The following is a 13200-nucleotide window of genomic DNA, read 5'->3' on the forward strand; positions in this document are numbered from 1 at the left end:
CGCCAGGGCGGCCGACCGGTCGCCACCCGGTTTCGCGACGGTGACTCCTGCGAGAGCATGTGCGTCGGCCTCTATCTGGCCGGCTATCCACGCTATGCCGCTCCGCGGGCGGAGTTCATGGTGCATGCCCCGCGCATGGCGGAGAATGGCCGGATGACCATGCGCTCCACCCAGACGATGGTCGACCGTCTGGTGTCGCTCGGCGCGTCGCCGGCTTGGATCCGGCGCGTGACGGCCGAAGGCGGCTTTTCCGGCGCCCGCGATTACCGCGAGACAGCCGACCGCCTGACTGCCGATGGCGCCAACATCGTCACCGACCTGCTGCGCTGATCAGCCCCTCGGCGACCATCTCCGGAGAGCTGCCGACGATCCGCTCATACACCTCCGGATCGGTCGCCCCTTCGGTCCCGAACACCAGGACGCGGGCGTCGGGCACGAGGCCAAGCGCCATCCGCACCTCCTCATGCGCGGCGGCGCAGAGCAGCCCGGCCAGCCCGGCGACACCGGATTCGCCGCCCACCAGCGGACGCCCCCCCTGCCCGCTGCCTGCCGACTTGCCGCCGGCCAGCTTGCGCATGGCAATGATCGCCCCATCGTCGGGAATGGTCAGGAAATCGTCGGCGCCGCGTTCCAGGATCGCCCAGGCCAGCAGCGAGACCTCGCCGCAGGCAAGCCCCGCCATCACCGTGTCGAGGTCACCCTGCGACCGCGCCGGCCGGCCGGCGATCGCACTCTGGTACAGGCAGTCGGCGTTGTGCGGTTCCACCACCACGAAGCGTGGCCGCTGGCGGCCCCAGCTTTCCCACAGATGGCCGCAGACCGCCGCCGGCAGTGCGCCGACGCCGCCCTGCACGAAGACATGGGTCGGCCGCTCGCTGGCGGGAAGCTGGGTGATCGCCTCCTCCACCATCACGGTGTAGCCCTGCATCACGTCGCGCGGCACATCCATATAGCCGGTGTAGGAGGTGTCGGAGACGACGAACCAGCCCTGTTCCGCCGCATCGGCGGCGGCACGCCGGACTGCATCGTCGTACGGGCCGTCCACCACCACCACCCGTGCCCCGTACGCCTCGATGGCGGCACGGCGGCCGGGCGTACAGACCGAGGGCACATACACCACGCAATTGCAGCCGAACACCTGGGCGCCCCAGGCGACCGACCGGCCATGGTTGCCGTCGGTGGCTGTGGCGACGGTCAGCGTCCGCGTCACCTGGGCGTAGCGGCCGACGACCAGGTCCAGCGCCGTCACCGGCACGCCGGGCACCCGCGCCGTCACCTCCCGCGCCAGCAGGCGCAGCACGGCATAGGCTCCGCCCAGCGCCTTGAAACTGCCGAGCGCGAAACGCGTGCTTTCGTCCTTGTACCAGACACGGTCGATCCCGGCCTCCCGCGCGAGACCAGGCAGGGAGCGCAAGGGGGTGGGCGCATAGCCGGGCCAGGCCCCGATTTCCGCCATCGCCTCGTCGAAGGCGGCGCGGCTGAGAATGGCGCGTTCCGACGGGCCGTAGACCCGCTCATGGTCGGCTTTCGGGTTGGAATAATGGCGTGGCAGGCAGGAGGATGGGGAGACCGTGTGGTGGGGCATGGCTTCGCTCTCCAGGCCGGCCGGGGAATGACGCCGTCGGCGACGGCACACCCCACGACCGTGAACAACGAGACCAGAAGCCACCACCCGCCGTCAAGACGGCAGCGCGAGCGCCACTGCAGCCGATTGAAGCATCAACAAGGGCAGGATGCCGCGGTCAGCGTTTCCATTCGCGGCTGGACTTGATGAAGTCGGTCAAGGTGACGCCGATCTTGTCGTCGATGATCGCCACCTCGCCGCGGGCGACCAGAACGCCTTCGACATAGACGTCGGTCGGATCCTTCAGATGGCGGTCGAGTTCGACGACGGCACCGCGGCCCAGCTTCAGCAGATCACGGACGCGGAGCATGGCGGTGCCGATGACGACCTTGATCTCCACCGGCGCATCGCCGATGGCGAAGGACGAGGCGTCGCCGTCATTGGGATCGGACGCGCCGAGCAGGTCGTCGATGTTGGCCATGGATGTCCAAGCTCCCGCGCCGGAATGGGCGCCTTCTTACACGAACGCGACATCCTACACCCCGGACGGGTTAGCCGGCAACGCCACCGACAGACAGGGATTGCGACAAGATTGGGCTTTTCCCACACCAATGCTTCGCCCACACTGTCGACCCGCCTGCCCGCCGACCCTTTCGTTGCCGAAGCGCAACGATAATGGCAGGGCAAGGCATCGACCAACCGGAACCGGGTTCACCGTGATGACCGACAGCAGCATCTCCCCGCTTGTGGACGCTTCCTGGCTGAAAAGCCGGCTCGACAGCCCCGGCATCATCGTGCTGGACGTACGGACTCCGCCTGCCGGCGGCTTCGTTCCGGGATCGGTTCATTCCGACTACGCAACAGCCGGCTGGCGCACTGTGGTCGGCGGCGGGGCTGGGATGTTGCCGGAACCCGAGACACTGGCGGGAGTGATCGGCGGCCTGGGGATCGGCAACGGCGATCATGTGGTGCTGGTGGCGGCCGGCGCCAATGCCTCGGACATGGGCAATGCCACCCGCGTCTATTGGACCTTCAAGATGCTTGGGCATGATGCGGTGTCGGTGCTGGACGGCGGGTTCGCCGCCTGGATCGCGGCCGACGGCCATGTCAACCCGCTGCCGGCAGAGCGCAAGCCGGCGACGTTCGCCATCCACCCGCGCACCGATCTGCGCGCGACGCTGGAAGATGTCGAGGCGGCGGTGAAGGCGGGCGGCACGCCGCTGCACGATGCCCGCTCCGCCGAGCAGTTTGCCGGCAAGGCCAAGAGCCCGCAGGCCCGCGCCGCCGGGACCATTCCGGGTGCGGTCAATCTCGACATTGCCGCCCTGTTCTCGGCGGCGGAACACCGCTTCGCCTCGCCCGGGGCGGTGAAGGCGCTGGCCGACCGGGCCGGACTGCCGATGCGCGACCAGCCCATCACCTTCTGCAACACCGGCCACCTCGCCTCGGTCTCCTGGTTCGCGCTGAGCGAGATCGCCGGCGTGCCGGGCGTGCGGCTCTATGACGGCTCCATGTCGGAATGGAGCGCCGATCCGGAACGGCCGTTGCAGACCGAAGGCTGAATTACGCTTTGACCCGACGGCGGCGCAGACGGCCGAGGTCGCTGCGCCGCACCAACCCCAGCAGGACGGCGGCAATGGCGTAGACCGCCAACCCGACCGCCGCCAGCACCAGCAGGCCGCCGAGCCTCTCCACCACTCCGGCGGCGCCCAGCCAGGGGGAAAGCTGCTCCGTGGCCAGCCACAGGGCGCCGGCCATGGCGACGGCGGCAACCACCATGCGCGGCAGATTGCGGGTCAGGCGCGCATCGGCACGGAACAGGCCGCGCCGGTGCAGCAGAAGCGCCAGCAGCCCGGCGTTCACCCAGGCGCCGACGGAGGTCGCGACCGCCAGCCCGACCTGGGCCAGCGGCCCCATCAGCACCAGCTTCAACGCGACGTTGATGCCAACCGCCGCCAACGCCACCCGCACCGGCGTCGCCGTGTCGTGACGGGCGTAAAAGCCGTTGACCAGGCTGCGGATCACCACGAAGGCCGGCAGCCCCAGCGCATAGGCCTGCAAGGTGACGGCGGAGGCCGCGGCGTCGGACGGACCGAAAGCGCCGCGCTGGAACAGCACCGACAGGATCGGCGTGCCCGCCACCAGGAAGGCGATGGCCGCAGGCAGCGTCAGCACCAGCGACAGCTCGATGGCGCGGTTCTGGCTGTCGACCGCGCCGGCCTCGTCGCCGCTCTTGATGCGCTTGGACATTTCCGGAAGCAGAACGGTCCCGACGGCGATGCCGATCACCCCCAGCGGCAGCTGGTTCAGCCGGTCCGCATAATAGAGGTAGGACACGGCACCGGTCGGCAGCGCCGAAGCGATCAGCGTGTCGGCGAACAGGCTGATCTGCGTCAGGCCGGAGCCCAGAGCCGCCGGCCCCAGCACCTTGAGGAAGCGCTTCACGTCGGGCGACAGGCGCGGCATCACCGGCCGCAGCGTCATGTCGACCCGCCGGGCGTCCCGGGCCAGATAGAGATACTGCGCGACACCGGACGCCAGCACGCCCCAGGAGAGAGCGTGTCCGGCCGTCGGCATCAGCGGCGTGCCGACCACCAGTGCCGCGATCAGGCAAAGATTCATCAGGATCGGAGCGGCGGCGGCGGACCCGAAGCGGCTCATGCTGTTGAGCACGCCGCCATAGAGCGATACCAGCGAGATCAGCAGCAGATAGGGAAAGGTGATGCTGGTGAACAGCACGGCCAACCGGAATTTCTCCGGCTCGTCGGCGAAGCCGGGGGCGAAGACCGTCATGAATTGCGGCATGAAGGCCAGCACCGCCAGCAGCAGCACCAGCTGCACGATGACCAGCAGGGTCATCACCTCGTCGGCGAAGCGGCGGGCGGATGCTGCGCCGTCCTGCACCAGCTTGCCAGAGAACAGAGGCACGAAGGCCGAATTGAAGGCGCCTTCCGCGAACAGGGCGCGGAAATGGTTCGGCAGCCGGAACGCGACGAAGAAGGCGTCGGCAATCGGCCCGGCGCCGAGCAGAGCCGCGGTCAGCACGTCGCGCAGGAAACCGAGCACCCGGCTGGCCAGGGTCAGGCCGCCGACGGACAGGATATGACGGAACACGATGGCAGGGTCGCTTCTGTGATGCGGATGATGCCCGGCGGCATCCTAGCGATGCGCCCGCGTTCGTCATAGGATCGCCGCCCGCATTCGTCCAGAACGCATCTTCCAACATCACAGGTCGAAGGCCCCGACATGCCGCAGCAGCAAGCCCTCCCCCTGACCTATCTGGAAGCCGGCGAAGCCAATGGCGGAACGCCGATGCTGGTCCTGCATGGACTGTTCGGCTCGGCCCGCAACTGGCAGACCCTGGCCCGCCGCTTCGGCGAATCGCACCGGGTCTACGCGCTCGACCTGCGCAACCATGGCGGGGCGCCCTGGGCCGACGGCATGAGCTATGCGGAGATGGCGGCCGACGTGCTGCGCTTCCTCGACGACCGCGGCTTCGCCCGTGCCACCGTCGTCGGCCACTCGATGGGCGGCAAGACCGCCATGGCTCTGGCGCTGGCCCATCCCGAGCGGGTCGAGCGGCTGGTGGTCGCCGACATCGCCCCCGTCGCCTACACCCACACCCACGCCCCCTATGTCGCCGCCATGAAGGCTGCCAAGCTGGTGGGCGCCACCCGCCGGCCGGAGGTCGAGGCGCAACTGGTCGATGCCGTGCCCGAGGCGCCGCTGCGATCCTTCCTGATGCAGAATCTGGTGCTGGAGAACAGCGTCTTCTCCTGGCGGATCAATCTCGACTCCATCGGCGCGAACATGGCGGAACTGATCGGCTTCCCGGATTTCGGCAATGCCCATTACGATGGCCCTGCCCTGTTCATCGGCGGCGGCACGTCGGATTACATCCGGCCGGAGCATCACGACGCCATCCGCCGCCATTTCCCCAAGGCGGAAATCCGCATGATCGAGGGCGTCGGACACTGGCTGCACGCCGAACGCCCGGCTGAATTCGCCGCGATGGTGGAGGGATTCCTCTGAGTCGCGCGGGGTTGTAAGCCGAAGCAGATATTGCATCGCCCGGACGTCGGGGCTATCAAGCCAGCGCGCCTTAAAACGCGGCCTGCGAGACAACGCGGCTGCCATTCCTCGAAGGATCGACCGATCATGAGCGTCATCACCGAGATTCACGCCCGCGAAATCCTGGACAGCCGCGGCAACCCGACCGTGGAAGTCGACGTTGCGCTGGACAGCGGCGCCTTCGGCCGCGCCGCGGTGCCGTCGGGCGCCTCCACCGGCGCCCATGAGGCGGTCGAACTGCGCGACGGCGACAAGTCCCGCTTCGGCGGCAAGGGCGTGCTGAAGGCTGTCGAATCCGTCAACGGTGAGATTTACGACGCGCTCGCCGGCCTGGACGCCGACGACCAGCGCGCCATCGACCTCGCGATGATCGACCTGGACGGCACCGAGAACAAGGGCCGGCTGGGCGCCAACGCCATCCTGGGCGTGTCGCTGGCCGTCGCCCGCGCCGCCGCCGAGGATGCCGGCCTGCCGCTCTACCGCTATGTCGGCGGCGCCTTCGCCTCGCTGCTGCCGGTGCCGATGATGAACATCATCAACGGCGGCGCCCATGCCGACAACCCCATCGACATCCAGGAATTCATGATCATGCCGGTGGGCGCCGAGACCGGCGCCGATGCCATCCGCATGGGTTCCGAGATCTTCCAGTCGCTGAAGAAGAAGCTGAAGGATGCCGGCCACAACACCAATGTCGGCGACGAGGGCGGCTTCGCCCCCAACATCGGCTCCACCGACGAGGCGCTCGGCTTCGTCATGAAGGCCATCGAGGCCGCCGGCTACAAGCCGGGCGACGACGTCATGCTGGCGCTCGATGCCGCCTCGACCGAGTTCTTCAAGAACGGCAAGTATGAGCTGGCCGGCGAAGGCAAGTCGCTGTCGCCGGAACAGATGGTCGCCTATTGGACCGATCTGGCCGGCCGCTTCCCGATCATCTCGATCGAGGACGGCATGGCCGAGGATGACTGGGAAGGCTGGAAGGCGCTGACCGACGCCATCGGCAACAAGGTGCAGCTGGTCGGCGACGACCTGTTCGTCACCAACCCCAAGCGTCTGGCCCAGGGCATCCGCCAAGGCGTCGCCAACTCGATCCTGGTGAAGGTGAACCAGATCGGCACGCTGTCGGAGACGCTGGAAGCCGTCGACATGGCGCACAAGGCCGGCTACACCGCCGTCCTGTCGCACCGTTCGGGCGAGACCGAGGACAGCACCATCGCCGATCTGGCGGTCGCCACCAACTGCGGCCAGATCAAGACCGGCTCGCTGAGCCGTTCCGATCGCCTCGCCAAGTACAACCAGCTGATCCGCATCGAGGAGCAGCTCGGCGTCGCCGCCCGCTTCGCCGGCCGCGGCATCCTGAAGGCCTGATAGCCTTCGATACCGGAAAGGCTCCTCTCCGATCTGCGGGAGGGGAGCCTTTTTCGTTTACTCGATCCGAACCGCTCGCCAAGGGCGGATCGAAACATTGGCATTTTGAATTATCTGTGCAGCTATTTTGCGCCAGATCCTATCTCAAATCAGAATGCCGCATGAATTTTTGCCCCCTATGAAGACGCCGCAGTCCAGCATCGCTTTGCGCGATGACACTTCCATTCGCCCGCACTCCTCTCAGATAAAAATCATTCAGGCCTATCGGGCCCTTGCGGCTATAATGGTCGTCGCCTATCATTTCAAAATTATTTTCAAGCCTTACATCATAGGACACTTCCCGTATCATCTCGGCGTTGTTTTGAATGCAGGATATATTGGAGTCGATTTCTTCTTCACCCTGTCCGGCTTTATTATTTTAAATTCGCATTACGACAAGAGTGACAACACAAAAAACTTGAGTGAATATTTCCTAAGGAGAGCAATAAGAATTTTCCCGCCATACATTCCAATCTCAATTGCCTACCTGGCTGTAAATTTTTTAAAAGCAAAATTTGAAATAAAGCATGACGCCAATATCAGCATTGTCTCTTCTCTATTCCTTCTTCCATATTTTGGAAAGCCGGCGCTGGGCGTCGCATGGACGCTCGTCTATGAAATGGCATTTTATTCTATATTTTCGATCTATTTTTTGCGAAGGAAATACTTCGCTATTTTGGTTATTTTTTGGGTATCTCTTATAACCCTCAACGCACCGTTCACCTTGGCGCTGCCTAGGAACATTCCATCGTTCAGTCTTCTCGACACCATCTATCTTGAGTTCGTCGGGGGATTGATCTGCGCATACATATGGCGCCGGGTAAACGCAAGCCCGGCAACCGCAGGGCTTCTGCTTGTGGCTGGGATCACCAGCCTTGCGCCTGCCCTATGGACGGTCCCGTTCGCCGGACGTTGGATCCTCACGGTCCCCTTCTCTCTCATCCTGCTGGGAGGCTGTTATCTTGAGAAAGGGAAGGCACTCAAAACACCACGCCTGCCAATCCTGCTTGGCGATGCCAGCTACGCAATTTATCTTGTCCATTGGCCGGTGATTTCGGTGCTGTTTCGCGTGGTTTCCGCCATCAACACTCACATGGCGCATGCAAGCACCGCCGCAGAACTCATCGTCATACTGTTCTTCAGCATCATGGCGAGCATCCTTGCGGGCGTCCTGTATCACAAGCTCTACGAAGTCCCCATCATCCGCTTCCTGAATCGGAAAATGCGCCCCCCGCAAAAAGCCGCTATTCCCAAGGCATGAAGCGGCGAGGAATGAGAGCGGGCCAACCCACCGACAGACCTTCTGTACAATCATAAGATGCGAGACCATCAGATCCCCGCCAATGCATCCGATGGTCTCCGATGATCTCCCTACGGCACTATTCCCCGGCCAATGCACCGATCATCTTGCGGACAGCGGTCATCTGGAAGCCGCTCTTGCGGGCGAAATCATAGCCGGTGTACGCGAACCAGTCCCAGCATGCCTTGGGGTTGGAGGTCGGGCGGGCATTGCCGTCGATCTGCGGATACAGGACGACGATGTTGTTGACGTCGGCCCAGCGGTTGTAGCCGGCATTCACGGCGAAATGGTCGCCGATCAGGTTCGACGCCATCTGGCAGCCGTGGAAGGCGACATGGATGCGGCAGGTCTGCCGGCCGCCTTCGCAGGCTTCCGGAACATAGATGTAGCCGGTCTTCGCCATGCCGCTGCGGCTGGTGTCACCGACGAAGGGCGCCTGATTGAACAGCTGAGGCTGGCGGGCCGCGGCGGGAGCGTTCGGCGTCCTGGCATCGGCATAGAAAAAGCGGACGATGGCGCCCGCCTGATCGTACTGGCAATTGTTGATATATTCGCTCTTCTCACCCTCTTTCGGGATGAAGTCGCAGGCGGCGCCATAGCCGTCGGTGATGTAGGCATGCGCGGCCTTCGGCAGCTTCACATAGGTGAAGTTCGCGTCCGTCACCCCCAGCGCCTTGTAGAATTGCTCGGTGGCGTCGGCGACCGGGCGCTTCACCGTGACATCGTTGTCGCCGTTGAACAGGTAGATCTTCGACTGGGCCATGTTGGCCAGCGGGTCGATCTCCTTCGCCTTTTCGCGCGCCCTGGCGTTGGCGACCAGCGCACCGACATCGGGCGGCCCCATCGCCACGTCCATGCAGCGCTTCAGCGCCACCACGGCCGGAGCGATGCCGCCTTCCGACACCTCGGCGCAGTCGTAGGGGCCGCCGGCAACGAGGCCTGCCGCCTTGACCAGCCCCGAAAAGGCGACCTGGAACTGCCCGGCCATATAGGCACCGGAGGAAATGCCCGACACCGTGGTCTGGGCCGGGTCGATCTTCAGCTTCAGGTCTGAAAGCTTGATTTGGGCGGCGGCCGGAAGCGGCGCCAGGACGACGAGCGCCGCCAGCGCGGTCTTCAAAAGGGCTTGCTTGGAAATGCTCATGGGAGGGTCACCTTTGCCCTGCTGTAGGGTGTAAACGTCGCATGGACAGTGCGTCGCATGGACAGCGGCGATCTGCGCACCGCCCCCTCGTCGCGTCCTCCATCCCCGCCGTGCCGATCCAGTCCCAGCGGACTGGACCGGTCGCACGATCATGTTGTTGCCGGCTTCCTCTTTGGGTGAAACCGCAGGCAGAAGCCTGCAGCAAAGGTAGCGATGCAATCGCAATTGTCTAATAAAAAGAATGTTTGCGTTTATTATGCACGCAAACATATATGATGCCACGCTCGCCATTGCCGGCGCCTTAACAGCGGCAAGGCTCCGGAAAAGGCAGCCATGGAAAAGGCCGACAGAGCTTTCGACCCGCCGGCCTTTCATCCCATACCCTGCATCCCATCGCGAACCGTGGCCCCCTAGGGAGCCAATTCGTGTGTCTCAGCTCCGCAGATAGGTCAGGACGGTCTCCGGCGAGGATTCGCCGTAAGGGTCGCCGTTCTCGCCCTCGTCGTTGATGCCGGGTTCCTCGAACCACTTCTCGACGACGCCGTCCTTCACGACCATGGCGTAGCGCCAGGAGCGGAAGCCGAAGCCGACATGATCCTTGTCGATCAGCATGCCCATCCGGCGGGTGAAGTGGCCCGACCCGTCGGGGATCAGCTTCACCTTCTTCAGGTTCAGGCTCTTGCCCCACTGGTACATGACGAAGGCGTCGTTGACGCTGAGGCAATAGACCTCGTCGATGCCCAGTTCCTTGAAGTCGTCATACAGCCGCTCGAAGGCCGGGCACTGCTCGTTGGAGCAGGTCGGCGTGAAGGCGCCGGGCAGCGAGAACAGCACCACCCGCTTGCCCTGGAACAGCTCCTCGCTCCGCACGTCCTGCCAACGGAACGGGTTGGGCCCGCCGACGCTCTCGTCGCGCACGCGGGTCTTGAACACCACCGAGGGGACCTTGCGCCCTTCCATCGTCATCTCCGGCTTTCGTTTGGAATGGACCGGCGGAATCGCCGCCAGAGCACGATAGCGGTAATGCCCGCCCCCTCCAACCGGCCATAGGTCATGCCCCGTCCGCCACTCGGCTGCGCCAAGTCATCCCCCAAGGAACAAACAATATCGGGGCATTTCCGCGCAAAAGTGGTGGCATCCGGTGGCAATCCTGTGACGTCCGGGGATGTTAATGTCCCATTTACTAAGATCGCGTTCCCTGGTCTCGCCTGCATCCAGTGGGCACTGCGCCGACCGGTGACAATTGGAGGGCTGTTCATGCCTGTTTCAACCAAGACCAACTCTTTGCGACAGCCCGGCAACGACAAGCCGGAAGCGTCATTCAATCGGGGTTATTTTACCAGGATACTTGTTAGTACATTTGTCTTCAGTGCCACAATCAATGCGCTGATGTTGGCCATGCCGCTTTATTCGCTTCAGGTTTTCAGCCGCGCCATTCCATCCGGCAATTACGACACGCTGGTCATGCTGACCGTCATCGTGGTGATCGCGCTGACGCTGAGCGGGCTTCTGGAGATGGTGCGGTCGCGCCTGCTGGCCCGTGCCGGCAACGCGCTGGAGGTGCGGTGGCGCCGCCGGCTGACCGCCGACGCGCTCGACGCCGCCGGCCGCGGCCGCCCGGACAACGGCCCGCTCGCCGACCTGATGGAGCTGAAGGGCGCCTTCTCGCGTCCGTCGCTGCCGGCGCTGATGGACCTGCCCTGGGCGCCGCTCTACGTCATCGGCATCTACGTCATCCACCCGATGCTGGCGCTGGTGCTGGTGGTGTCGATGCTGATCATGGCGGTGATGGGCTGGATCGGCTATGTGGCGGTCAAGGACATCAACGACGAAAGCAAGCTGCCGGCCAGCCGCGCCCAGAAGCTGTTCGAGGCCCTGGCGTCGCGCTCCGACACGGTGCGCGGCCTGCGCATGGGCAACGCCTCGCTGGACGCCGTCAACCGCGACTTCCTGACCGCCAGCGCCATGCAGGGCCAGGGTCATGAGCGCAGCGCCGCCATCGGCGCCGCCACCAAATGGGTCCGCATGGTCCTGCAGATCGCCGTGACGGGCATCGGCGCCTGGCTGGTGATCGAGCAGCACCTGTCCTTCGGCGGCATGATCGCCACCTCGATGCTGGTCGGCCGCGGCCTTGCCCCGATCGAGCAGACCGCCGGCGCCTGGGGCGGGCTGGTCCGCTCCGCCCAGGCCGTCCGCCGCCTGCTGCCGCTGCTGAAGCGCCTGTCGCGGGAGCCGGAGCGTCCCTCCGTGCCCGTCGAGAGCGAGCGCCTGACCGTCGAGAACCTGCTGTTCGTCTCGCCCCGCGACCAGAAGCCGATCCTGCGCAGCGTCACCCTGTCGGTCGAGCCCGGCGAGACCGTCTGCATCGCCGGCCCCAACCGTTCGGGCAAGTCGGTTCTGGCCCGCCTGCTGGCCGGTGTCGCCCTGCCGTCGGCCGGCACGGTGCGGCTCGGCGGCCTGTCCGTCGCCACCCTGACCCCCGACAGCCCCCAACAGGGCATCGGCTACCTGCCGCAGCAGGTCGATCTCCTGCCCGGCAGCATCGCCGACAACATCGCCCGCTTCACCACCGCCACCCGCGAGCAGGTGGAGGACGCCGCCCGCGCCGTCGGCATCCATGAGTGGATCGAAAGCCTGCCGATGGGCTACGAGACCGAGGTCAACGACCCGCTGTCCCCGATCACCGGCGCCAGCGCCCGCCTGATCGGCATTGCCCGCGCCGCCTTCGGCCAGCCGCCGCTGCTGGTGCTGGACGAGCCGACTGCCGGCCTGGACGAGCTGGGCATCAAGGCGGTCCGCGCCTTCGTCGCGGCCTGCAAGGAGCGCGGGGCGACCACCATCGTCATGACCCACGCCCCGGTCTTCGTCGACATGGCCGACCACACCTACGTGCTGAAGAACGGCATGGCGATGGAACTGCCGCGTCCGGAGCAGCAGCAGGCCCAGCCCGGCGCCGTCAACCTCGCCCGTCTGCGTAATCTCGGCCCTCAGGGTCCGGCCGCCGCCACGGCAGGGGTCGCCGGCTGACCGCCGGCACCGCCCCCGAGACCGACCATCCGGCTGACGCCAGACCCGACAGAGCCAAGGAAGTCCCATGACCACGATGACCACGACCTTCCCCGCCCCGCTCTCCAGCGATAACGGTTCAGAAACCCCCGCCGGCAAGCCGTCGCGCAAGTCCGCGACCATCACTTCGATCCACGCGCTGCGGGCGACGATGCCGGAAACCGGCGTTCGCGGCTTGCTGCTGGGCGGGTTCCTGGTCCTGGCGGTCGGCTTCGGCGGCATGGCCGGCTGGGCGGCGGTGGCCCCCCTGCACAGCGCGATCAGCGCCTCCGGCTCGCTGGCGCCGGAGACCGGCCGCAAGGTGGTGAAGAACACCGAGGGCGGCGTCATCAGCGCCATCCTGGTCAATGAGGGCGACCGGGTCCAGGCCGGCCAGATCCTGATGCGGCTGGACAGCACCGAGGCGCAGACCCGGCTGGAGATGCTGAACGCCGCCCTGTTCGACACGCTGGCCTCCGAAGCGCGCCTGTCGGCCGAGCTGTTCGAGAAGCCAGCCATCGAATGGCCGGCCGAGCTGGCCGCCCGCCGCGCCAAGGAGCCGGCGGCCGAGAACGCCATGGTGAACCAGGAGAAGCTGTTCCAGGTCCGCCGCAACCAGCTCGACACCGAGTCAAAGCTGACCCAGGACCGCATCGCCACGCTCGGCGACGA

Annotated in this window: 11 protein-coding genes and 1 pseudogene; 7 read left to right on the top strand and 5 right to left on the bottom strand. The window is 65.5% G+C overall.

The features are described 5' to 3' along the window. Nucleotides 1-330, top strand: a pseudogene (locus I71_RS27495) (hypothetical protein); the annotation flags it as partial. On the opposite strand, the gene I71_RS27500 reads toward I71_RS27495, so the two are convergent. Together I71_RS27500 and fliN are read right to left on the bottom strand one after the other, a co-directional pair. Continuing rightward, nucleotides 311-1585, bottom strand: coding sequence for a diaminopropionate ammonia-lyase (locus I71_RS27500; protein WP_042701518.1), 1275 nt, complete (start codon nucleotides 1583-1585; stop codon nucleotides 311-313). The pseudogene I71_RS27495 and the gene I71_RS27500 overlap by 20 nt on opposite strands. Before the next feature lie 157 nt (nucleotides 1586-1742). After that, nucleotides 1743-2045 carry a flagellar motor switch protein FliN gene (fliN, locus tag I71_RS27505; protein WP_012975701.1) on the bottom strand — a complete coding sequence of 101 codons (303 nt, stop codon included), beginning with the start codon at nucleotides 2043-2045 and terminating at the stop codon, nucleotides 1743-1745. Nucleotides 2046-2283: 238 nt separating this feature from the next. Between fliN and I71_RS27510 the strand changes: the two genes are divergently transcribed. Further along, nucleotides 2284-3126 (top strand): sulfurtransferase, encoded by an 843-nt coding sequence (locus tag I71_RS27510; protein ID WP_042701522.1) that lies wholly within the window; start codon nucleotides 2284-2286, stop codon nucleotides 3124-3126. Nucleotide 3127: 1 nt separating this feature from the next. Here I71_RS27510 and murJ read toward each other — a convergent pair whose 3' ends face one another. After that, nucleotides 3128-4678: a murein biosynthesis integral membrane protein MurJ gene (murJ, locus tag I71_RS27515; protein ID WP_042701525.1), complete on the bottom strand. Its 1551-nt coding sequence runs from the start codon at nucleotides 4676-4678 to the stop codon at nucleotides 3128-3130. Nucleotides 4679-4810: 132 nt separating this feature from the next. Here murJ and I71_RS27520 point away from each other — a divergent pair, with 132 nt between their 5' ends. The 3 genes from I71_RS27520 to I71_RS27530 all read left to right on the top strand — a co-directional run bounded on the left by I71_RS27520 (nucleotide 4811) and on the right by I71_RS27530 (nucleotide 8300). Next, nucleotides 4811-5596 (top strand): alpha/beta fold hydrolase, encoded by a 786-nt coding sequence (locus I71_RS27520; RefSeq protein WP_049976364.1) that lies wholly within the window; start codon nucleotides 4811-4813, stop codon nucleotides 5594-5596. Between the two features lie 126 nt (nucleotides 5597-5722). Then, nucleotides 5723-7000: a phosphopyruvate hydratase gene (gene eno / locus I71_RS27525; RefSeq protein ID WP_042701527.1), complete on the top strand. Its 1278-nt coding sequence runs from the start codon at nucleotides 5723-5725 to the stop codon at nucleotides 6998-7000. A 178-nt stretch (nucleotides 7001-7178) separates the two neighbouring features. Further along, nucleotides 7179-8300, top strand: coding sequence for an acyltransferase (locus tag I71_RS27530; RefSeq protein ID WP_042701530.1), 1122 nt, complete (start codon nucleotides 7179-7181; stop codon nucleotides 8298-8300). Nucleotides 8301-8418: 118 nt separating this feature from the next. Here I71_RS27530 and I71_RS27535 read toward each other — a convergent pair whose 3' ends face one another. Both I71_RS27535 and I71_RS27540 read right to left on the bottom strand, forming a co-directional pair. Continuing rightward, nucleotides 8419-9483, bottom strand: coding sequence for a PHB depolymerase family esterase (locus I71_RS27535; RefSeq protein WP_042701533.1), 1065 nt, complete (start codon nucleotides 9481-9483; stop codon nucleotides 8419-8421). A gap of 432 nt (nucleotides 9484-9915) precedes the next feature. Then, the gene (locus tag I71_RS27540; RefSeq protein ID WP_042701546.1) at nucleotides 9916-10443 is read right to left on the bottom strand and encodes a peroxiredoxin; all 528 of its coding nucleotides are present in this window, start codon (nucleotides 10441-10443) and stop codon (nucleotides 9916-9918) included. Nucleotides 10444-10881: 438 nt separating this feature from the next. On the opposite strand from I71_RS27540, the gene I71_RS27545 reads away from it, so the two are divergent. Beyond that, nucleotides 10882-12510: a type I secretion system permease/ATPase gene (locus I71_RS27545; RefSeq protein ID WP_244434085.1), complete on the top strand. Its 1629-nt coding sequence runs from the start codon at nucleotides 10882-10884 to the stop codon at nucleotides 12508-12510. A 67-nt stretch (nucleotides 12511-12577) separates the two neighbouring features. Continuing rightward, nucleotides 12578-13200, top strand: a 623-nt coding sequence (locus I71_RS27550) for a biotin/lipoyl-binding protein (protein WP_042701540.1), incomplete at its 3' end; no start/stop codon positions are given.

The sequence above is a fragment of the Azospirillum sp. B506 genome (assembly GCF_000333595.1).
Taxonomy (GTDB): Bacteria; Pseudomonadota; Alphaproteobacteria; order Azospirillales; family Azospirillaceae; genus Azospirillum.